The 21292-nt window shown below is 72.5% G+C and carries 20 protein-coding genes and 1 pseudogene; 6 read left to right on the top strand and 15 right to left on the bottom strand.

The window, feature by feature from the left end:
* Positions 1-16: 16 nt before the first annotated feature.
* Positions 17-640 (top strand): DUF6461 domain-containing protein, encoded by a 624-nt coding sequence (locus ACWCP0_RS14975; protein ID WP_451079226.1) that lies wholly within the window; start codon positions 17-19, stop codon positions 638-640.
* Positions 641-647: 7 nt separating this feature from the next.
* Here the strand turns inward: ACWCP0_RS14975 and ACWCP0_RS14970 are convergent, their stop codons facing one another.
* On the bottom strand, positions 648-2084 hold the full coding sequence (locus ACWCP0_RS14970; protein WP_451079225.1) for an aminotransferase-like domain-containing protein: 1437 nt from the start codon (positions 2082-2084) through the stop codon (positions 648-650).
* Between ACWCP0_RS14970 and ACWCP0_RS14965 the strand changes: the two genes are divergently transcribed.
* Both ACWCP0_RS14965 and ACWCP0_RS14960 read left to right on the top strand, forming a co-directional pair.
* Positions 2083-3018, top strand: a complete 936-nt coding sequence (locus ACWCP0_RS14965; protein WP_451079224.1) for a DMT family transporter — start codon at positions 2083-2085, stop codon at positions 3016-3018. The genes ACWCP0_RS14970 and ACWCP0_RS14965 overlap by 2 nt on opposite strands.
* A gap of 93 nt (positions 3019-3111) precedes the next feature.
* The gene (locus tag ACWCP0_RS14960) at positions 3112-3312 is read left to right on the top strand and encodes a DUF1918 domain-containing protein (RefSeq protein WP_351224055.1); all 201 of its coding nucleotides are present in this window, start codon (positions 3112-3114) and stop codon (positions 3310-3312) included.
* 20 nt (positions 3313-3332) lie between these two features.
* Here ACWCP0_RS14960 and ACWCP0_RS14955 read toward each other — a convergent pair whose 3' ends face one another.
* Complete coding sequence (locus tag ACWCP0_RS14955; RefSeq protein WP_451079223.1) at positions 3333-4577, bottom strand: glycoside hydrolase family 10 protein; 1245 nt, start codon at positions 4575-4577, stop codon at positions 3333-3335.
* A 146-nt stretch (positions 4578-4723) separates the two neighbouring features.
* Here ACWCP0_RS14955 and ACWCP0_RS14950 point away from each other — a divergent pair, with 146 nt between their 5' ends.
* Both ACWCP0_RS14950 and ACWCP0_RS14945 read left to right on the top strand, forming a co-directional pair.
* Positions 4724-5584, top strand: coding sequence for a 3-hydroxybutyryl-CoA dehydrogenase (locus ACWCP0_RS14950; protein ID WP_451079350.1), 861 nt, complete (start codon positions 4724-4726; stop codon positions 5582-5584).
* Between the two features lie 154 nt (positions 5585-5738).
* Positions 5739-5996, top strand: a complete 258-nt coding sequence (locus ACWCP0_RS14945) for a hypothetical protein (RefSeq protein WP_451079222.1) — start codon at positions 5739-5741, stop codon at positions 5994-5996.
* 20 nt (positions 5997-6016) lie between these two features.
* Here ACWCP0_RS14945 and ACWCP0_RS14940 read toward each other — a convergent pair whose 3' ends face one another.
* The 11 genes from ACWCP0_RS14940 to ACWCP0_RS14890 all read right to left on the bottom strand — a co-directional run bounded on the left by ACWCP0_RS14940 (position 6017) and on the right by ACWCP0_RS14890 (position 18136).
* Positions 6017-6547 carry an NUDIX domain-containing protein gene (locus ACWCP0_RS14940; RefSeq protein ID WP_351224049.1) on the bottom strand — a complete coding sequence of 177 codons (531 nt, stop codon included), beginning with the start codon at positions 6545-6547 and terminating at the stop codon, positions 6017-6019.
* A gap of 85 nt (positions 6548-6632) precedes the next feature.
* Positions 6633-7976, bottom strand: coding sequence for a transcriptional regulator (locus tag ACWCP0_RS14935; RefSeq protein ID WP_451079221.1), 1344 nt, complete (start codon positions 7974-7976; stop codon positions 6633-6635).
* 630 nt (positions 7977-8606) lie between these two features.
* A complete protein-coding gene (pheT, locus tag ACWCP0_RS14930) occupies positions 8607-11138 on the bottom strand; it encodes a phenylalanine--tRNA ligase subunit beta (RefSeq protein ID WP_451079220.1) in 2532 nt (843 codons plus the stop codon).
* Complete coding sequence (gene pheS, locus ACWCP0_RS14925; protein ID WP_451079219.1) at positions 11138-12262, bottom strand: phenylalanine--tRNA ligase subunit alpha; 1125 nt, start codon at positions 12260-12262, stop codon at positions 11138-11140. The genes pheT and pheS overlap by 1 nt, the downstream gene beginning before the upstream one ends.
* Before the next feature lie 134 nt (positions 12263-12396).
* Positions 12397-13527 (bottom strand): ATP-binding protein, encoded by a 1131-nt coding sequence (locus ACWCP0_RS14920; RefSeq protein WP_451079218.1) that lies wholly within the window; start codon positions 13525-13527, stop codon positions 12397-12399.
* A 104-nt stretch (positions 13528-13631) separates the two neighbouring features.
* The gene (locus ACWCP0_RS14915) at positions 13632-14480 is read right to left on the bottom strand and encodes a TrmH family RNA methyltransferase (protein ID WP_451079217.1); all 849 of its coding nucleotides are present in this window, start codon (positions 14478-14480) and stop codon (positions 13632-13634) included.
* A 714-nt stretch (positions 14481-15194) separates the two neighbouring features.
* Positions 15195-15587, bottom strand: coding sequence for a 50S ribosomal protein L20 (rplT, locus tag ACWCP0_RS14910; RefSeq protein ID WP_242333133.1), 393 nt, complete (start codon positions 15585-15587; stop codon positions 15195-15197).
* 104 nt (positions 15588-15691) lie between these two features.
* On the bottom strand, positions 15692-15886 hold the full coding sequence (gene rpmI, locus ACWCP0_RS14905; RefSeq protein ID WP_451079216.1) for a 50S ribosomal protein L35: 195 nt from the start codon (positions 15884-15886) through the stop codon (positions 15692-15694).
* Between the two features lie 104 nt (positions 15887-15990).
* Entirely contained in the window at positions 15991-16623 is a 633-nt protein-coding gene (infC, locus tag ACWCP0_RS14900) for a translation initiation factor IF-3 (RefSeq protein WP_451079349.1), read from the bottom strand.
* Between the two features lie 364 nt (positions 16624-16987).
* Positions 16988-17380, bottom strand: coding sequence for a DUF1844 domain-containing protein (locus ACWCP0_RS14895; protein ID WP_451079215.1), 393 nt, complete (start codon positions 17378-17380; stop codon positions 16988-16990).
* A 24-nt stretch (positions 17381-17404) separates the two neighbouring features.
* Positions 17405-18136, bottom strand: coding sequence for an SseB family protein (locus ACWCP0_RS14890; protein WP_451079214.1), 732 nt, complete (start codon positions 18134-18136; stop codon positions 17405-17407).
* 23 nt (positions 18137-18159) lie between these two features.
* On the opposite strand from ACWCP0_RS14890, the pseudogene ACWCP0_RS14885 reads away from it, so the two are divergent.
* Positions 18160-18465, top strand: a pseudogene (locus ACWCP0_RS14885) (serine hydrolase); the annotation flags it as partial.
* A 302-nt stretch (positions 18466-18767) separates the two neighbouring features.
* Here ACWCP0_RS14885 and mycP read toward each other — a convergent pair.
* Positions 18768-19982, bottom strand: a complete 1215-nt coding sequence (gene mycP, locus ACWCP0_RS14880; protein WP_451079213.1) for a type VII secretion-associated serine protease mycosin — start codon at positions 19980-19982, stop codon at positions 18768-18770.
* Positions 19979-21196 (bottom strand): hypothetical protein, encoded by a 1218-nt coding sequence (locus ACWCP0_RS14875; RefSeq protein WP_451079212.1) that lies wholly within the window; start codon positions 21194-21196, stop codon positions 19979-19981. Before ACWCP0_RS14875 ends, mycP begins: the two co-directional genes overlap by 4 nt.
* Between the last annotated feature and the right edge of the window lie 96 nt (positions 21197-21292).

Raw genomic sequence — 21292 nt, 5'->3', positions numbered from 1 at the left:
CTGCCACGATCTTCCCATGAACGCGACTGCAGCCGACTACGGCTGGCTCGACGGGCACTGTCCCGAGCTGACGGAGGCGTACTGCCTGACCCTGGTACGGGGGCTCGCACCGGAGGAGCTTCTGACACGGCTGGGGGCCGCCGACCGCGGTGTGCGGATGACCGGGACCAGGGGCCTGGTCGAGGCGGCGCACGAGGCCTGGGACGGCGGCGACAGCCAGTTCGTGGGCGTCACGACGTCGCAGGGATGGGCCTTGATGATCGAGCCGAATGGCTACGTCGGAACGCTGGACGAGGTGTTGAGCCCTCTGTCGCGGGGCTCGGAGCTGGTGTCGCACTTCCGCAACATCAATGCGGCCGACTATGTGAACTGGTTCGTGGACGGCGAGCTGCGGCTGAACTTCGAGCCCTTGTTCGCGTACGCACGCTACGGCGCGGACCCCGACGGTTCGGTCGAGGAGATGAGCGCGGCCGGCCTCGATGTGCGGGATCCACAGAACCAGGTCGACGACGACGATTTCGCGCTGACGACCGCAGCCACGTTCGCGTTCGCCGAGCGGCTGACCGGGGTCCGGATCACCCCGGAGCTGCTCGACGGTACGGAGTTCCTCTGCGGGAGGGTGCCGATACCGCGCCCGTGACGGGTCGTCATCCGAGGATCTCGTCGCAGGCGGTGCGCAGCCGCCGTACCCCCTCCGCGATCTCCGGCGGGCCCACCACGCCCGCGAAGCTCAACCGGAGGTGGCCTGCCGGGGGTTCGGCGCTGAAGTAGGGGCGGCCGGGTGCGACGGCGACGCCTGCGCGGAGGGCCGTGGAGACGAGGGCGGACTCGTCGGTGCCGTCGGGGAGGCGGAGCCAGAGGTGGTATCCGCCGGAGGGGATGTGCGGGAGGGCGAGTTCGGGGAGGTGCAGGCGCAGCGCGGCGGCCATCGTGTCGCGGCGGGTCCTCAACTCGGCCGCGACGGCACGGAGGTGGCGGCTCCAGGCCGGGGAGCCGACGAGTTCGAGGGCCGCTTCCTGGAAGGGACGGGGGACGAAGAAGGTGTCGACGACGTGGATCGCGCGCAGGCGTTCGAGCACGGGGCCGCGGGCGGCGAGGGCGCCCACGCGCAGGCTCGGGGACGTGGCCTTGGTGAGCGAGCAGACGTGGACGACGACGCCGTCGGGATCGTCCGCGGCGAGCGGGGCGGGGAGGGGGCCCGCATCGTCGTGGACGAGGCGGCGGGCGAAGTCGTCCTCGATGACGAACGCGCCGGCGGCACGGGCGATCCGCAGCACCTCGGCACGGCGCTCGGGGGCGAGCACGGCGCCCGTAGGGTTCTGGAAGAGCGGCTGGGAGACGAGGACCCGCGCTCCGGTGGCGCGGAAGGCGGCGGCGAGGAGCTCGGGGCGTACGCCCTGGGGGTCGACCGGCACGGGTACGGGACGGAGTCCGGCGGCGCGGGCGATGGCCAGCATTCCGGGATAGGTGGGCGATTCGACGAGCACGGGGGCGCCGGGCGGGGCGAGGGCGCGCAGCGCGGTGGTGAGGGCGGACTGGCCGCCCGCGGTGACGAGCACCTCGGCGGCGGTGACACCGGAGCCGATGCCGCGGGCGAACCATTCGCGCAGCTCCGGCAGCCCGTCGGTGGGTGGCCTGCCCCAGGCTCCGGGGCGCCGTCCGGCCCTGGCGAGCGCGGCGGCCATCGCCTGCTCCGGCTGGAGGGAGGGGTGCAGATAGCCGCCGTTGAACTCGATCACACCGGGCGGCGGCGCCGCGAGCGTCACCAGCACGCCCGACGCGTCCACGGCTCGGGGCACCAGCTCGGTCGCGGCGTCCGCGCTGAGCGCGACCTCCTGCCAGGAGGTGTCCCCGGGCAGGGAGGTGTCCGCATGCGGCTCCGCCCGGAAGGCGCCCGCGCCCGGCCGGGTGACGACGAGCCCCTCGGCCGCGAGCTGCGCGAGAGCGCGGGAGACGGTCACCGGGGATACGCGGTAGCGCTCGACGAGGACCCGGCTCGACGGCAGCTTCTCACCAACTGAGTAGCGGTTCAGCTCCCGCTTCAAGGATTTTGCCAGCTCGGCCACACTGCTACGCTCTTGCATGACAACACAGGATAGCGCTACTGCCACCAGGTCGATAGCGGTCAGCGGTTCGGCTCCGCTCGTCACGACCGACACCGGTGGACGCAGCGGCACCCTGCTCGCCTCGCTCGGTGTCGTCGCCTTCTCGCTCACCTTCCCTTCCACCGTCTGGGGTCTGGAGTCCTTCGGGCCCTGGTCCCTCGTCGCCGTACGGAGCGTCCTCGCCGCCCTGATCGCGGGCGGCTTCCTCCTCGCGTTCCGCGTGCCGGTCCCCGGCCGGCGGCTCTGGGGTCCCCTCGCGGTCGTCGCGGGCGGCGTCGTCGTGGGCTTCCCGCTGCTCACGACCCTCGCCCTGCAGACCTCGACGACCTCCCACGCCGCCGTGGTCGTCGGGCTGCTCCCGCTCACGACCGCGGTCTTCGCGGCCGTACGCACCAGGCGGCGGCCCTCCCGCACCTTCTGGGCCGCGGCGCTCGCCGGCGCTGCCGTCGTGATCGCGTTCACGCTTCAGCAGAGCGGCGGAGCGCTCTCGACCGGCGACGTCTACCTGTTCGGCGCCCTGCTGGTGTGTGCCGCGGGCTACACGGAGGGCGGCCGGCTGGCACGGCTGATGCCCGGCTGGCAGGTGATCGGCTGGGCGCTGATCCTGTGCCTGCCGCTCGCCGTGCCGGGCGCGGTCCTCGCCCTGATGGCCGAACCGGTCCGACCGACCGCCCACGGCATCGCCGGGCTGCTGTGGGTGGCCGCCGGATCGACGTTCTTCGGGCTGTACGTCTGGTACCGCGGCATGGCCTCGATCGGTATCGCCAAGGCCAGCCAGCTCCAGCTCGCCCAGCCGCTGCTGACCCTCGTCTGGTCCGTGCTGCTGCTCTCCGAGCACTTCTCCCCCGCCGCCCCGGTCGCGGCCTGCGCCGTCCTCGTCTGCATCGCCGTCACCCAGCGAGCGAACGCCTGAGACCGCACGGGGACCTTCTGAGGGTGACAAGGGTCACACACCCGGACGTAGACTCAGGAATACCGACCACCCCCTGCAAGGAGGTCACGCCCGATGGAAGCGAGTGTGGGAGACAAGCTGGTCGTACACGGCCGGGTCGTCGGTCAGCACGACCGGACGGCCGAAGTCGTAGAGGTGCTGGGCGACAGGGGCAACCCGCCGTACCGCGTCCGTTTCGAGGACGACGGTCACGAGTGCCTGATGTCACCCGGTCCCGACACCGTCGTACGCCACCATCTCGAAACCGGACCCTGACCACCCCCGACCGCCCCTCTTCAGTGCCGCGGCGCCAGGACCCGGGTCGGATAGTGATCGGCCACCACGCGGGCCATCGCCCCGATCCGGTCCTTCGTGACTTCCTTCGCCGAGAAGAAGCAGTGGCCGCGCACGTCCGCGTAGTCGGCGGCGAGCGTGAGGTGGCGTGACAGCTCGGCCGGGTCCTGCCAGGAGTCGGCCTGAGCCGGGTCTCCCGCCTTGTACAGCGCCTCTCCGATGTAGAGGTCGACGCCACTCCCCCGGGCCACCTCGGCCCACCAGGGCAGCAGGGTGGCGTAGTCCGCGGCGGCCATGCCGATGTGCCAGTACAGCTGCGGGACGACGTAGTCGATCCAGCCCTCGCGCACCCATGTGCGGGTGTCGGCGTACAGATCGTCGTACGTCTCCACACCTGCCGCCGTGTCCGAGCCCAGCGGGTCGGTCTCCGCGTTGCGCCAGACCCCGAACGGACTGATCCCGAAGCGGACCCCCGCTCGCGTCGATCTGATTCGCGCGGCCGTCTCGCGCACCAGCAGGTCGATGTTGTTGCGCCGCCAGGCCGCCCTGCTCCGGAAGTCCGCGCCGTACCTCTCGTACGCCGCGTCGTCGTCGAACTCCTGCCCGCCGACCGGATAGGGGTAGAAGTAGTCGTCCCAGTGCACGGCATCGATGTCGTACCGCGCCACGGCGTCGAGCATCGCGTCCTGGACGAAGGCCCTGACCTCGGGGAGCCCCGGGTTGTAGTAGAGCTTTCCGCCGTACGGCACCGCCCAGTGGGGGTTCAGCCGCGCCGGATGGTTCCGGGAGAGCCGCGTCGGGTCCGTGTGCGTGGCGACCCGGTACGGATTGAACCAGGCGTGCAGCTCCAGCCCGCGCGCATGGGCCTCCGCCACGGCGGTGCCGAGCGGGTCCCAGCCCGGGTCCCGCCCCTGGACGCCGGTGAGGCACGCGGCCCACGGCTCGTACGGCGACGGCCACAGCGCGTCGGCGGTCGGCCGGACCTGGAGGACGACCGTGTTGAGCCGGCGGGCCACCGCCGTGTCGAGGTGGTCCAGCAGCTCCGCGCGCTGCGCACCCGCGCTCAGACCGGCCTTGGACGGCCAGTCGCGGTTGGCGACGCAGGCCAGCCACATACCGCGGAACTCCGGCCCGCTCCTACGGCCGGCCGGGGCGGCGGCCGCGCCCGTCGAGGTGTCTGCGGCCATCGCCAGCGCGGCGAGGGAGCCGACCGCCGAGACGAATCCTCTTCTGGTGATCTGTGTCATAGGGCGAAGCATGCCGCCCCGGCCCTCGGAGCACACGCACCCTCGGAGTAACGTCGTGGGGTCGAGGCGGGCGCCGGAACCAAACGGGGGACCTGCCGCACTGAAGACCACGCAATATCAGCGAAAGGCACGATGTGACCGAGACTGTGGCCGACGTATCCCGCGTCGGAGTGGTGGGCTGTGGCCAGATGGGCGCCGGTATCGCCGAGGTGTGCGCCCGCAGCGGGCTCGAGGTCAAGGTCGCCGAGACCACCGGCGAGGCCCTCGAGCTCGGCCGTACGCGTCTGTACAGCTCCCTCTCGAAGGCCGCCGAACGCGGCAAGATCACCGAGGAGGAGCACCAGGCGACGCTGGCCCGGCTCAGCTTCACGACCGATCTCGGGGAGTTCGCGGACCGGGATCTCGTCATCGAGGCAGTCGTCGAGAACGAGCAGGTCAAGACCGAGATCTTCCAGGTGCTCGACCAGGTCGTGACCCGGCCGGACGCCATCCTCGCGTCGAACACCTCCTCCATTCCGCTGGTGAAGCTGGCCGTCGCGACGTCCCGTCCCGACCAGGTCATCGGCATCCACTTCTTCAATCCGGCGCCGGTGCAGAAGCTCGTCGAGCTCATTCCCGCCCTGACCACGTCCGAGGAGACCATCAAGCGCTCCGAGGCCGTGGTCCAGCAGGTGCTGGAAAAGCACGCGATCCGTGCGCAGGACCGCTCGGGCTTCGTCGTGAACGCGCTCCTCATCCCGTATCTGCTCTCCGCGATCCGGATGTTCGAGTCGGGCATCGCGAGCCGCGAGGACATCGACAACGGCATGGAGCTCGGCTGCGCCCACCCCATGGGCCCGCTCAAGCTGTCCGACCTGATCGGCCTCGACACCGTGGCCTCGGTCGCCGACTCGATGTACACCGAGTTCAAGGAGCCGCTGTACGCGGCCCCGCCGCTGCTGCAGCGCATGGTGGACGCGGGACGGCTGGGCCGTAAGACGGGCTCGGGCTTCTACTCGTACTCCTGATGCGTGTGATTCGCACTGGTGTTTCACACGGGGTGTGAGGAGCGTGTCCGCATATGCCGTGCGCACACGCTCCCCTGCTCCCAGCAGGGAGGGTTGACTCGGGCCCGCGACATCGAGGACCCGTGGGACGACTTTCCCGAGGAGGAGCACAGAGGTGACCACCGACCCCGATCACTTAACGGCCGTCGAGGAGTTCGCGGAGCTGCGGCGCTCGCTCGACGTGGGTCTCGCCCGTATCGACGGACAACTGGCCCTGCTCGCACAGCGCCATGACCGGATCGACCGGGATCTCACCGATCTGGCCACGCGCGTCGTGGCGATCGAGCACGCCAAGTGGCCACTGCCCGCCGTCGCCGCGCTCACCGCGGTGGGGGCCCTGGCGGTGGCGGTCTGGCAGGCGCTCGGAGGGTGAGGGGCACGCCGGCTGCCGGGTCAGCCCAGCCGCAGATGGTGCAGCATCAGCAGCCCGGCCGCCATGTTGGCGGCCGGGACCTCGCCGCGGGCGATCATGTCGGGGACCAGCTTCAGCGGTATCCACTCGCGGCGCGAGGACTCGAAGTCGTCCTCGGGATGGCCGATGTACGTCGCCGCCTCCGACCAGTAGAGGTGGTGCCGCGAGTCGGTGAGGCCGTTGGAGGGCTCGACGGTCAGCAGATGCTGGAGAGGTCCGGGCCGCCAGCCGGTCTCCTCCTCCATCTCCCGCGCCGCCGCGGCTTCGACGTCCTCGCCGTCCTCGACGACACCCGCGGCGAGTTCCCAGCCCCAGCTGTCGGTGATGAAGCGGTGCCGCCAGAGCATGAGGACCTCGTTGGCCTCGTTGACGGCGGTCGCGACCGCGACCGGGCGCAGACGGATGAGGAAGTGGTCCAGGTGCCGCCCGTCGGGAAGTTCCACGTCCGCGAGGTTCACCCTGAACCAGCGGTTCTCGTACACAGTGTGTTCGCTTAAATTCGTCCACTGCACTTCTCTGCCACCTTCCGACAAGTAGATGGCAATATCGCAGCAGGAGTGGGCGCGCGGGGGAACGCTCACCAAGCAACCGGCGCCCTCACAGGGGCACCCGCAGGGCCCCGTCGATGAGTTCGGCCGCCTCGGCGGCGGTCGGGGACCCGTTCTCCACCAGGTGCCGGCGGACCTCGCGCAGCCGGTCCCTCAGCCGCTGGGACTCCATCCCCCGCGCCCGCTCGGTCATTTCCGTCGCGGTCCGCGCGGCCCGGTCCGCCTCGCCCTGACGGAGCTCGATCTGGCTGAGCATGGCGAGCCGGTGGACCCGGCCCCGGTCGTGCGCCGGACTCGCGGCCGCCGCGGCGGCGTGCTCGCGGGCTCCGGTCAGGTCGCCGAGGCTCAGCAGCGCCTCCGCGACCTGGACGTTCACGAGCCCCGGCTGCACATAGCCCGTCTCGTCCGGCTCATGTCCCGGACGGATCCGCTCCGCCTCGGCCTCGGCGCGCCGGATGCGGCCGAGCGCGCTGCCGCCGTCGCCGAGTTGCGCGTAGGCCTTCGCCTGCATCGCGTACAGATCGGCGGCCAGCGCGGGCGTGATCTGCCGCCCGGCGGCCCGCAGCGCTGCCTCCGCGAAGGCGACCGCCTGCCGGTACTCCCCCATGAACAGCGACTGGTTGACCAGGAGCGCGATGACATAGGCGCCGAGGCCCCGGTCGCCGCTCGCCTTCGCCAGGCGCAGTGCCTGGTGGAAGTAGCGCTGGGCGAGGCCGTGCGCGTCGGAGTCGTAGGCGCAGATGCCCGCGACGGCCACAAGTCCGCCGGTGGCGCGGTGCAGTTGGCGGCCGAGTGCGTCGCTGTAGGCTCCGCGGAGCAGCGGGGCGGTCTCGGCGTTGAGGAAGCCGACGACCCGGGAACGGGTGGCGATCCCGCCGGCCTTCCGGTACATCAGCTCGTAGTGCGCGCGGGCGGCACGCAGCATCTTGATGTCGGCCATGCTGACCCGGGCCTGGCCGCTGCGGGAGACGTCCGCGTCCTCCGGGGGGTTCTCCCACTCCCAGACGGGCATCACCGCGGGCGTGCCCGTGACCGCCGCCGCGCCGATGATGTGCGGGCGTTGCTGCTCGTCGGAGCGCCACAGGGCGGTGGCGCGCTCGACGAAACCGGAGAGCGGTGAGCCGTGCGGGGCGGCAGCGGCTTCCCCGGGGACGCCCAGACCGATGTCGTCGAGCGTGACCACGCGGTGCAGCCGGGAGGCGAGCACCTCGCAGATCAGATCCGGCACCTGGCCGCGGGGCCGCTGGCCCTTCAACCAGCGGGCCACGGCCGTGTGTTCGTACCGTAGCGCGAGGCCTCGCGCCCGGCCCGCCTGGTTGACGTGGGCGGCCAGGCCCGCATGGGAGATGCCCGCCTCGTCGAGCAGCGCGTCGAGCAGGGTGTTGGGCTGCATGGGCCCCTCCGTTGGCTCGGTGCGGCCCAGCGTAGTGGAGCGCGGTTCGCACGGGGTGTGAAAGGAATGCATATATCCGTGCCGTGCGCGCTCTGCCGCCGTGCCCTGTGTGCCGGTTGACTGAGCTGTCTCTCATGGAGGCGGCCGGGCCGCCGGCTCCCCCTCGTACAGCGCGGCGGCCCGCATCCGCGCCGTCCGCCCTGCTGATCTGCCCGACACTCCGCGGCAGGGCGGGCGGCGCCGGCCGCGAACTCCTTCCCGCGCGGCACCTTGGTGGCCGCTCCGGCCCCCGTGAGCGAGGTCCGGCAGTGTGCCGGTACTGCGGCGGCGAACCGGGTGTCCAGCCTCGAACGCCGGACGGGCTGGTTGTCGGGGACTGCCCGGCACCGTGCGGTCGAGGTCACGCCGGCCCGTGGGGCGGGGCCGCCCGGCGATACGGGTACCGCAACCCCCCGCCCGACCAGCACTTGAGAACGAACACACCAGCCACGCCCGCGGTAGCGGACAACCCTGCGCACCCTGAACCGCCGGAGGCATCCGCGCCCGGGCCCGACGCCGAGGGGGCGTACCCGGAACAGTTCCGGGTACGCCCCCTCGGGCAGGGCCTCAGGGCCGCGAGGCCGCAGGGCGTCAGGCGCCGCGCAGCACCGCGCCGACGCGCTCCGTGGCGAGCGCGATGGCGGCGTCGCGGGCCGCGGAGGCCTCCTCGACCGTCAGCGTGCGATCCGCGGCACGGAAGCGCAGCGCGTAGGCCAGGGACTTCTTGCCCTCGCCGATCTGCTCGCCGGTGAAGACGTCGAACAGCCGGATGGACTCCAGCAGCTCGCCCGCGCCCTCGCGCAGGACCCGCTCGACCTCCTCGGCCGGGACCTCGGTGGAGACGACCAGCGCGACGTCCTGCGTGGCCACCGGGAACGTGGAGATCCGCGGCGCCTGGACGACACCGGCGGACGCCTGCTCGACGCGGTCCAGGTCGAGCTCCATCGCGCAGGTGCGCGGCGGCAGACCCAGTGCGTTGACGACGCGCGGGTGCAGCTCACCGGCGAAGCCGACCGGCTGCTCCTCGCCGTCGATCACCACGAAGAGGCCGGCGCAGCGGCCCGGGTGCCACGGTCCGTACTGGTCCTGGCGGACGATCAGCTCCGTGCCCGCCTCATGGGCGACGGTACGCGCCGCCTCGACCGCGTCCGCCCAGTCGGCCGGGCGGCCCTCGCCCCACCAGCCGGCCTGCTCGCGCGCGCCCGCCAGGACGACCGCGACATGCCGCGGCTGCGCGGGCAGCGCGGCGTTCAGCGCGGCGATCTCCTCGTCGGTGGGGCGCCGGTCGACGGGCAGCTGCGTTGCCGCGACTCCGGCCTCGGCGCCCGGCCGGAAGACCAGCCCGGTCTCGAAGAGGGCCAGGTCGTGGCCGCCCCGCCCGTGGTTGCGGCGCAGCGCGGCGAGCAGCCCCGGCAGTAGCGCCGTACGCAGCGCCGGCTCCTCGTCGGAGATCGGGTTGACGAGCTTGACCACGCGGCGGCAGGTGTCCTCCGCGTCCAGGCCGAGCTGGTCGAAGATCTGCTCGCTGACGAACGGGTAGTTCAGTGCCTCGACGTATCCGGCGCCCGCCAGCGCGCGGCCGATGCGCCGGTGCAGCCGCTGCCGGCCGGTGAGCCCGCGGCCAGATGGCGGCGTGGGCAGCGTGGAGGGCAGGTTCTCGTAGCCCTCCAGCCGGATGACCTCCTCGGCCAGGTCGTTCGGCGCGTGCAGGTCGGGGCGCCACGACGGAACGGTGACCACGAGCTCGTCCTGGCCGTAGACGTCGCAGCCGACCTCCTGGAGTCGGCGTACGACGGTCTCGCGGCCGTAGTGGACACCGGCGACGCGGTCGGGGTGGTCGGCGCGCATCGTGACCGTGCGCGGCGCAGAGGGCGCCACGATCTCGGTGACGCCGGCCTCGGCGGTGCCGCCGGCGAGCAGCACCAGCAGGTCGACCGTGCGCTGCGCGGCGGCGGCCGCGGCCTGCGGGTCGACGCCGCGCTCGAAGCGCCTGGACGCCTCGGAGGAGAGCTTGTGCCGGCGCGCGGCGCGGGCGATCGAGATCGCGTCGAAGTGCGCGGCCTCGATGACGACCTCGGTGGTGCCCTTGACCTCACCGGTCTCGGGGTCGCGGACGGAGTCGGCGATCTCGGTGTTCGCTCCGCCCATGACCCCCGCGAGGCCGATCGGCCCGCGGTTGTCGGTGATGACCAGGTCCTCGGCGTCCAGGACGCGCTTGGTGCCGTCGAGGGTCGTGAACTTCTCGCCGGGCTCGGCGCGGCGCACCCCGATCGGCCCGTCGACGAGGGACCGGTCGTAGGCGTGCAGCGGCTGGCCGAGCTCGAGCATCACATAGTTGGTGATGTCGACCGCGAGCGAGACCGGGCGCATGCCGGCCTTCTGCAGCCGGCGCTGCATCCAGATCGGCGAGTGCGCCTCGGGGTCGAGACCGACGACCGTACGGGCGACGAAGCGGTCGCAGCCGATGGGGTCGGCGATCTTCACCGGGTGGCCGAAGGAGTTCGGGCCCGGGACGTCGAGCAGCGCCGGGTCGCGCAGCGGCAGCCCGTACGCGATGGCGGTCTCGCGGGCGACGCCGCGCATCGACAGGCAGTAGCCGCGGTCGGGCGTGACGGCGATGTCGAGGACCTCGTCGAACAGCTCCAGCAGCTCGGCGGCGTCGATGCCGACCTCGTACTCGGGCGGCAGCACGATGATGCCGTGCGAGCCGTCGTCGCCCATGCCGAGCTCGTCGCCGGAGCAGATCATGCCGCGGGACATCCGGTCGTACGTCTTGCGCTCGGCGATCTGGAAGTCACCGGGCAGAACCGCACCGGGCAGGGCCACGACGACCTTGTCGCCGACGGCGAAGTTCCGGGCGCCGCAGATGATCTCCTGGGGCTCGCCGGTGCCGTTGGCCTGGCCGACGTCGACGGTGCAGAAGCGGATCGGCTTCTTGAACTCGGTCAGCTCCTCGATGGTGAGCACCTGGCCCACGACAAGGGGGCCCTTGAGCCCGGCACCGACCCGCTCGACGGTCTCGACCTCCAGGCCGGCCGTGATGAGCTTGGTCTGTACGTCACGGCCGGTCTCCGTCGCCGGCAGGTCGACGTACTCCCGCAGCCATGAAAGCGGGACCCGCATCAGATCTCCATCCCGAACGGCCGGGTGAACCGGACGTCACCCTCGACCATGTCTCGCATGTCCTCGACGTTGTGGCGGAACATCAGCATCCGCTCGATGCCGAACCCGAAGGCGAATCCGCTGTACTTCTCCGGGTCGACACCGCAGGCGACGAGCACCTTCGGGTTGACCATCCCGCAGCCGCCGAGCTCGATCCAGCCCTCGCTGGAGCAGGTGCGGCAGGGCCGGTCAGGGTTGCCGACGGACTCGCCGCGGCACACGTAACAGACCATGTCCATCTCGGCGGACGGCTCGGTGAAGGGGAAGAAGTTCGGCCGCAGCCGGGTCTTCATGCCCTCACCACCGAAGAGCGCCCGCACCATGTGGTCGAGCGTGCCCTTGAGGTCGGCCATGGTCAGGCCCTCGTCCACAGCGAGCAGTTCGACCTGGTGGAAGACGGGGGTGTGGGTGGCGTCCAGGTCGTCGGTGCGGTACACACGGCCGGGGCAGATCACGTACACCGGCGGCTCGCGGTCCAGCAGTGAGCGGACCTGCACGGGCGAGGTGTGCGTGCGCAGGACGACGCCTGAGCTCTCGGCGCCGCGCGGGCCCTCGACGAAGAAGGTGTCGTGTTCACCGCGGGCCGGATGGTCGGCGGCGATGTTCAGCGCGTCGAAGTTGAGCCATTCGGACTCGACCTCGGGGCCCTCGGCGACCTCGTAGCCCATGGCCACGAAGACGTCCTCGATGCGCTCCGAGAGCGTGGTCAGCGGGTGGCGCGCGCCGGCCGGAGTGCGGTCGTAGGGCAGGGTGACGTCCACGGCCTCCTCGACCAGCACGCGGGCGTCGCGATCCGCCTCCAGCTCGGCCTGGCGGGCGGCCAGGGCCTTGTTCACGGCACCGCGGGCCTGGCCGACGCGCTTGCCGGCGTCGGCCTTGGCGTGCGGCGGCAGGGCGCCGATCTCCCGGTTGGCGAGCGCGAGCGGCGACGCGGGGCCGGTGTGCGCGATCTTCGCCTCGTGGAGCGCGTCGAGGTCGCCGGCGGCCGCGAAGGCGGCGAGCGCCTCGTCCCGCATGCGCTCGATCTCTTCCGGTTTCAGTACCTCGACCTCGACTGGGTCGTACGACTTATTGGGTGCCGACATGTTTTCCCGTACTTCCGATGGGGTGGCTGGGGCCCCCGCTCGACGACCGAGGACGCAAAGGTGCCAAAGGTCGAGTTTAGCGGGGTGAGGTGTGCGTAAGAGCCCGTGGGCCGAAGGGCGGGACTCAGCGTGTGTCAGCTGAGATACGCCGGGGCGCCGACGGGCAGGATAAATCGGAACTCCGCACCGCCGCCGGGGCCCCTGCCGACGGTGATCGTCCCGCCGTGCGCCTCGACGATGCCCTTGACGATGTACAGACCGAGTCCGGTGCCGCCACGCTTGCTTCCCCGCCAGAAGCGGGTGAAGACACGGCCCATCGACTCCTCGGGAATGCCGGGGCCTTCGTCGCTCACGGTGACGGCCGTTCCCTTCTCGACGTTCTTTCCGGGGACTGCGGGCGCGGGTGCCACGTCGATGGTGACGGTTCCCTCGCCGTGGCGCACCGCATTTTCCAGCAGGTTGCCGAGGATCTGGTCGATCTTGTCGGGGTCCGCCCACAGATCGGGGAGCCGGCGCTGGACGCGGACGAAGAACCGGTCCGGGGACTGGCCGGCCGCGGTGTGCGCCTGGATGTGGCGGCCGACGGCGGCAGCGATGTCGACGGGCTGGCGGCGCACCTCGAGGCGGCCGGAGTCGATCCGGGAGATGTCGAGGAGCTCGGCGATGAGGCGCGTGACGCGGCCCGCGTCGGCGTCGACGGTCTCCAGCATCAGCCGCTTCTGGTCGTCGGTGAAACGCTCCCATTTCGCGAGCAGGGTGGCGGTGAAGCCCTTGACCGACGTCAGCGGGGAGCGCAGCTCGTGGGCGACGGTGGCGATCAGCTCGGCGTGGCTGCGCTCGGTGCGGCGCCGCGCCTCGGTGCCGCGCAGGCAGACCACGACGCGGCGCACGGGGCCGGTGGGAACCTCGCGCACGTACCGGGCGGAGACCAGGACCTCGCGGCCGCCGGGGAGCAGGAGATTGCGCTCGGGCTGGCCGACGCGGGTGCCGAGGCCGCCGTACGGGTCGGTCAGGGTCCACCAGCGGCGCCCCTTGAGGTCCTCCAGGGGCAGGGCCTGCTCGAGGGGGCGGCCGAGCGCTTCGGAGCGGGGGGTCGCTGTGATCCGTACGGCCGCGGCGTTGAAGCAGATCACGCGGCCGGTCTCGTCCGCGACGACGAATCCGTCGGGGAGGTCGTCGGGGTCCACCTCCAGGCCTGCGGCGCCCGTGGACGGACACGCCGAGGCGATGTGCGCCTCCGACGGCCCGCTCGTGCCGACAGCCATCCCCGTACCCCACCTCTCGAACCGGTGCAGTGGGCCCCCGAGTTCGTCACCTTACTAGTCGCCGGTGACAGAGCGACACCCTGCGAGCTCCTGGGGCTCCGCGGTCACCGTCCCCGGCAGCCGCCCGGGGTGCGCTGGGCGCGGGCCGAGGCGTAGAGGCACACCGCGGCCGCGGTCGCGAGATTGAGGCTCTCGGCCTTGCCGTGGATGGGTACGCGCACGACGGCGTCCGCGAGCGCACGGGTCTCCTCGGGCAGGCCCCAGGCCTCGTTGCCGAAGATCCATGCGGTCGGCCCGCCCATGGTCCCGGCGTCGAGCTCGTCGTCCAGGTCGTCGTCCCCGGCCCCGTCGGCGGCGAGGATCCGCACGCCGGCGGACCTGAGCCCGCTGACGGCCTGCTCGACGGGTACGCCGACGGCGACGGGCAGGTGGAACAGCGAACCGACCGACGCCCGAACCGACTTGGGGTTGTACAGGTCCACGGACGCGTCGGTGAGGACGACGGCGTCCGCGCCCGCGGCGTCCGCGCAGCGCAGGACCGTACCGGCGTTCCCGGGGTCGCGTACGTGGGCGAGGACGGCGACGAGCCTGGGCCTGGCGGCGAGGATCTCCTCGAACGGCGAGTCGAGGAAGCGGCAGACGCCGAGGAGTCCCTGGGGCGTGACGGTCTGCGAGACCTCGGCCAGCACGGTGTCGGCGGCGTAGTGGATCCGGGCGCCTGCGGCGCGGGCGGCGTCGACGATGTCCGCGTAGCGCTCGGCCGCCTCGACGGTGGTGAACAGCTCGATCAGCGTCGCCTCACCGTCGCCGCCCCTGTGCTCCGCGGCCTCCCGTACGGCCTGCGGCCCCTCGGCGATGAACCGACGGTCCTTCGACCGGAAGTTCCGCCGGGCCAGGCGTCGCGCGGCGACGACGCGCGGGGATCGCGGGGAGATCAGCTCGGGGGTGTGCATGAGGTGCACTCACTTCTCTTCGGTCTCGTTCGTGGGCGCGGGGCCGCTTGCGGCAGGGCCTTGTCTCCCCTACCGGACTCTTCCCGCAGTGTCGGTCTGCGGCTCCGCCGCGCGGGGGCTCACCCCGGATCCCCGCTGGGCCTCTGCCCCCCGGGACCCGGCACCTCACGCTCCCCTGCGCCCCGCGGGCGTTCGGGGGACGTCAGGGCGTTGGTTCCGGGGCATCGCCCCGGACCTCCGACCGACGCCCTCGGGCGTGGGAGCGCGAGGCTCCCGTCTCCACCGGCGAGGGGCTCCTGTGGAGTCCGTCGGGCGATCGAGGACGGACGCCCGGGCCCACCCGGGGGTACCGGGCACGCATCGAGCCCACCGGGCGATCGAGCACCTGCACCGGGGCGGACACCCGGGCCGACCCAGTGGTGCCGGTCACGTTCCAGGGTGCCCTGGGGCTTGCCCTCCACGCAGCGCAGACGCCTCGGCACAGCCGGCAACGGCGGGGCGAGGGCCGTGTCCGCCACCCCTCCGCCGGGCAGGCCCGCCGCGGGCGTCGGGGTCACGACCCGACGCGGGCGGACGGCCCGGTGCGGGGGCACGGGGCCGCGAGGCCTCACGCCCCGGCCCCGGCGCGGTCTGCGTGCTCAGCCGGACGCACGCGGACCCGCAGGCCAGGGGCCTGCGGGTCCGGGGTGTCCGGAGGGACGCGAGGGACGGCCGTCAGGCCGCCGACGCGGCCTTCGGGGCGTTGACGTCCGCCGGGAGCGCCTTCTGGGCGACCTCGACGAGCGCGGCGAACGCACCCGCGTCGTTGACCGCGAGCTCGGCGAGGATCTTGCGGTCCACCTCGACGTTGGCGGCCTTCAGACCCTGGATGAAGCGGTTGTAGGTGATGCCGTTCGCGCGGGCAGCGGCGTTGATGCGCTGGATCCACAGCTGACGGAAGTCGCCCTTGCGCTTCTTGCGGTCGTTGTAGTTGTAGACGAGGGAGTGGGTGACCTGCTCCTTCGCCTTGCGGTACAGGCGGGAACGCTGACCGCGGTAACCGCTGGCCTGCTCGAGGATCGCCCGGCGCTTCTTGTGGGCGTTGACTGCCCGCTTGACGCGTGCCACTTGTTAACTCCTTGTAGCGGGGCCGTGGTTGGACTCACACGGCCCGGAAACGAATGTGTCCCGGTCTCGGCCGGAAGCCCCCGTCACCGGGGGCCGGGGATCAGTCAGATGCCCAGCATCTTCTTGATGGTCTTGCTGTCGGCCGGGGACATCTCGGCGTTGCCAGTGAGGCGACGCGTCAGCTTGGACGACTTGCGCTCGAGCAGGTGGCGCTTGCCGGCGCGCTCACGGAGCACCTTGCCGGAGCCGGTGATCTTGAAGCGCTTCTTGGCACCGCTGTGCGTCTTGTTCTTCGGCATAGCGCCGTTATCTCCTCGTCAGTGCGCTTCCGTCGCCGATCCGCAAACCGGCAGGCGAAAGCGTCAGATGTGTCGGTTGATGTCCGGGACGGGTTGTCCTGGAATCAGGCCTCTGCGGGTTCCTCGGCGGGTTCCTCGGCGGAGGTCTCCGCCTGGGCGGACTGCCCCTGGCGCTCCGCCTTGCGGGCGGCCTGAGCCTCGCGGGCCTCGGCCATCGCCTCGGTCTTCTTCTTGTGCGGACCGAGAACCATGATCATGTTTCGGCCGTCCTGCTTCGGGTTCGACTCCACGAAACCGAGGTCCTGGACGTCCTCCGCGAGCCGCTGCAGCAGCCGGTAGCCGAGCTCCGGCCGGGACTGCTCGCGACCACGGAACATGATCGTGATCTTGACCTTGTCGCCCTGCTTGAGGAACCGAACGACGTGACCCTTCTTGGTGTCGTAGTCGTGCGGGTCGATCTTCGGCCGGAGCTTCATCTCCTTGATGACCGTGTGCGCCTGGTTCTTGCGCGCCTCACGGGCCTTCATGGCCGACTCGTACTTGAACTTGCCGTAGTCCATGAGCTTGCAGACAGGCGGACGGGCGTTCGCCGCCACCTCGACCAGGTCGAGGTCGTACTCCTGGGCAAGCTCCAGGGCCTTGGCAAGCGGAACAATCCCGACCTGCTCGCCGCTGGGACCGACAAGTCGCACCTCGGGAACGCGAATCCGGTCGTTGATGCGGGGCTCGGCGCTGATGGATCCTCCTCGGTAGCACCACGCGGCAGTCTGGCGGACAGCCGCGCAACGTCTGTTTCCTTAGACCAACCGCACCGGGTCATGAAAAATGGCCCCGACGGGACACAGGCGGGGCTCCTTGAACTACCGGAACACCGCCGCGGTCAACCGCGGGGCGCTACTCGGACGGCTCCATCGTCCGTACGGAACGATGGTCGCCGTCTGACCGGTGACCCGCCACCCTGAGGGCGGCCAGGTGGGAGATCGGAGCCTCCACTTGTGGGTCGGACACATCCATGTCCGACCGGTCGTTACACAAGGTTAGCAGCTCCGGGCGGAAGGGGCTAACCGGCGGGCGCCACGCGTCCGCCCGCATGTCACGGACTCAGCCGAAGACCGGGCCCGTGTACTTCTCGCCCGGGCCCTGGCCCGGCTCGTCGGGCACGACCGACGCCTCGCGGAAGGCCAGCTGGAGCGACTTCAGGCCGTCGCGCAGCGGCGCCGCGTGGAAGGAGCTGATCTCCGTCGCACCGGCGTCGAGCAGCCCGGCCAGCGCATGGACCAGCTTGCGGGCCTCGTCAAGGTCCTTGTGCTTCTCGCCGTCCTCGGTGAGGCCGAGCTTCACCGCGGCGGCGCTCATCAGGTTGACCGCGACCGTGACGATCACCTCGACCGCGGGAACCTCCGCGATGTCGCGGGTCATGGCGTCGAAGTCGGGGGACCCGTCGCCCGGGGTCGCGTCGCCAGGGGTCGCATTGCTGGGGGTCGCGTCACTCATGCGCCACACGATATGCGGTGGCCCTCAGGGCCGTACGTACAGGGGCTCCCCCGGAGGCGCTGCCTCCGGGGGCAGCAGCGCGAGGTCGAGTCCGCGCACCAGCCGGGCCCGCAGCGTCTCGTCGGCCGCCAGCGCGCGGGCGACGCGCCGGGCCGCCTCGGCGGGGACCGCGTCCGGTGCCAGCACGAGCGCCAGGGTGCCGTCGGCGCTGCCGGGGCCGAGGTGGGCACGGAGCACCGCGGGCTCGGCGGCGACCGCCGCCAGTACCGCCGCCGTCACCGACGGGTCGGCCAGCGGGTCGGTGCTCGTCCGCCCCTCGGCGAGGGCGAGCAGGGCGGGGCCGGTGAGCTGGTAAGGCACCGGGCCGGCGAGGTCCAGCACGACCGTGTCCGCCCTCTCGTGCGCGGCGGCCTGCAGCGCCTGGTGCAGGGGGACGGCGACGGGCCGCGCCGCCGGATCCCAACGGGCCAGCGACTCGGTCGACGTGAACGCGGGCAGCGCCCGGCGGTCTCCCGCCGTCAGCGTGGGCACGGCCATGTCGCTCGTCTTCTCGCGGCGCAGTCCCTTCTCGTCCTCCTCCACCTCACCGAGCACGGCGACGACGGGGACGAGGAGGCGGGCGCCCTTGAGCGCCTCGAGGACCGGCTGCTCGGCGGTCCTGTCCTCGGCCCAGGCGGCGAGGGCCGCCGTCAGGGCCGGGTCGGCGGTGCCGTCGTCGTCGGAGAAGCCGGGATCGGGAATGCTCTTGAGCGCCACGCAAGGAGCCTAACCTCCGCTGTATGAGTGCCTGTGTCTCGGTCGCCGTGCTCGACCCGGAGAGCGGCCGCACCGTTGTGTACGGCGATGACCGGTCGTACGTCTGCGCAAGCATCGTGAAGGTGTCGGTCCTGGCCGCATTGCTGCTGCGCGCCGGGGACGAGGCGCGTGCGCCGAGCGGGCGCGAAGCGGCGTACGCCGAGGCGATGATCGTGCGGAGCGACAACGACGCGGCTACGGCGCTGTGGGAGGTGATCGGCGGGCCCGCCGGGCTGGACGCGGCGCATGCCCGGCTCGGGCTCGTCGAGACACGGGCCGACCGGGCGTGGGGTCTGACGCGGACCACCGCACGGGATCAGCTCACCCTCCTGCGGGCGGTGTTCGGCGGGGCCCATCCGCACATCGAGCGGCTGATGGGTCGCGTCGTCGCGGGCCAGGACTGGGGGGTCTCGGCTGCCGGCGGGGACTGTGCGCTGAAGAACGGCTGGCTGCCGGAGCGGGACAGCGGGCTGTGGGCCGTGCACTCCGTGGGGCGGGCCGGTGGTCTGCTGATGGCCGTCCTGTCGGACGGCCATCCGACCCTGGAAGCCGGGATCGCGCGCGTGGAGGCGGAGGCGGTCGGGGCCGCGCTTCAGGTGCGCCGGCGGCCGCCGCGCCACAGGACGACCGCGCCGGCGAGCAGCAGGGCGCCGATGCCTCCGGCGACGGGGACGAGCAGACCGCCCGGCACGTCGGCGGCGGACGGGGCGGCAGGGCCGCTGCCGAAGTAGCGCTTGCGGTAGCCGGACGTGGACGCGGCCCTGGCATCGGCCGGGGCGATCTTGTCGGCCGCCTCGAGCGCGGCAGCCGGGTCGACGATTCCGTACCCCTTGGCGTCGTCGCGCCCGCTCCTGGGACCGTTCCGCGCGGTGTCGGCGAGGAGTTCCTTGATCTGCGCCGGGGTCAGGCCGGGGTGGGCGGACCGCACGAGCGCGACGGCTCCGGAGACGAACGCCGATGCGGCGCTGGTGCCCCAGCCCTCGTAGTAGCGCCGGTCGGGGTGGGCGATGACGACATCGACGCCGGGGGCGCTGACGGTGGCGTACCAGCGGCGGGTGGAGAAGGAGGCGCGGGTGCCGAAGCGGTCGACGGCGGCGACGGCTATGACGCCGGGGTAGGCGGCGGGGTACGAGATGTGGTCGCCCTTCTGGCCGCCGTTGCCGGCCGACGCGACGACCACGGCGCCCTTGGCGAGGGCGTACTGGACGGCCGCGTCCTCGCTCTTCTCCGGGTGCGCGGACTCGCTGTCGTCGCCGAGGGAGAGGTTGATGACGTCCGCGCCGTTGTCTGCGGCCCAGCGGATGCCGTCGGCGAGGGCGGAGCCGCGGGTGCTGCGGGCCCTCTTGCGGGCGGGGTCGCTGCCTTCGAGGATCACCCGGACCGGCTGGATCTTCGCCTCGGGGGCGATGCCGAGCACCCCGTCCTCGCGGCCGGGCCCGTGGCCGTGCCCCGCGATGATCCCGGCCATGGCGGTCCCGTGCTGGGCCCAGGCGCGGTCACCGCGCTTGGCCCCGAAGCCGATGAGGTCCTTGGTCGGGAGCACCTGGCCCGCCAGGTCGGGGTGGCTGTCGTCGACGCCGGTGTCGAGGACGGCGACGGTGATCCCCTCGCCCCTGGTGGTCTGCCACGCCTCGTCGGTGTGCATGGCGTCGAGGGCCCACTGGCGTGCGCGGATGCCGTCGGCCTGGGCGGGCGCGGCGGACACGAGGACGAAGGCGAGGGCGGCGGCGAGGGCGCCGCCGGCGCGGCGGCGTGCGGGCCCCGCGATGCGGACGGGCCTCGGGGCGTGGGTGGGCTGCGGGGTCACTCGGGGCGCTCCGTGGCCGGGGCTGCGATCTTGCGCAGGGCGCGTTCGATGCGGTCCGCGATGCCCTTGGCCTCATGGCCCAGGCCTGCCTGGGCGGGAGCGGAGGTGGCTCCGGTGACCATCGCCTCGCCTGCCGGCTGGGGGTCGGCGACGGTGCGCCCGTCGGCGAAGCCCGAGACGGCGTACACGATGACCGGCGCGTCGCGCAGGACACTGACGGTCCAGCTGGCCCGCTGCTTGTCGCCGAAGCCCGCGGCGGCGGTGCCGGGCGCGGCGTAGGTCCGGGGCATGAGGTCCGCGCGTTCGTCCAGGCCCTCGCGGGAGAAGCGGGTGCGCAGGGCCGCCATCGCGTCCTGGTCCGCCTCGGTGAAGATCATGCCGACGGTGGTGACGCTGGTGGCGGTGGCGTCGGTGTAGGTCGCCCGCAGGACGCGCAGGCAGCCGACCGGCTGCACCACCTTCACCAGCAGCGGATCGAGGGCCCCCGCGCAGGGCCCGTCGGGCGCGACGGCGATCCGTGTCCAGGAGCGGTCGGCGCGGCCGGGCCCCGCGCCGGGTCCGTTCAGCGTGCGCGGGAAGAGGCTGTCGACGGGGACGCTGTGCCAGAGGGTGCGTGCCTCGGTGTAGCCGCCGGTGGCCGTGGGCGACGTCGACGGGTCCCCGGCGAGCCAACTGCCGGTGACGGCGCCCCCGACCAGCCCGAGCCCGAGGACGAGGCAGGCGACCGCGGCGGCGGACCGTGCCGGGTGGCGGGTCCGGATGGGCCGCAGCCGGGTGGTGATCTCGGTCGGTGTCTCGGGGAGGGCGCTCGCGTACGGGAGGACCGGCGGCGTCCACGGCGGCCGCGAGGGCTGCGGCGGAACGGCCGCGCCGCTTCGGGGCATCCGGGCCGGAGCCGCAGGGCGCGCGTGCTCGGCGTAGGGCCGCGATCCGACGCCTCCCTGCCCGCCCGGCCCCGTCGAGGCGTTCCCCTGCGCGGGAACGGCGGCGCCCGGCCGGCTCCCGGGCGGCGGCCCGGACGGGCGCGGGGGCACGGCGCCGGATGCCGCGCCGGCAGCACCAGCCGCGGCGCGCGGCGACGGTGGTGGTGTCGAGTCGGTGATCGGGCGGAGGCGGGTGGTGGTCTCGGCGGGAGTGACGGGGGGCTCGGCCGGAGGCCCCGGAGGAAGGAGGGCGTCCGTGATGCGCGACGAGCGTGGTGCTTCGGTGCTCATCCGCCCCCCGTTTCCCTCGTGTCGTAGCGCCGGCGGATCGCCCTTCGGGGCACGCCCGTTCGTCACCGCGTGTGCTCACTCTAAGGGCTGACACAG

This window comes from Streptomyces sp. NPDC001970 (assembly GCF_053594115.1).
Note: the sequence above shows the minus strand (reverse complement) of the source record. Positions and strands in the feature narration are given on the sequence as shown.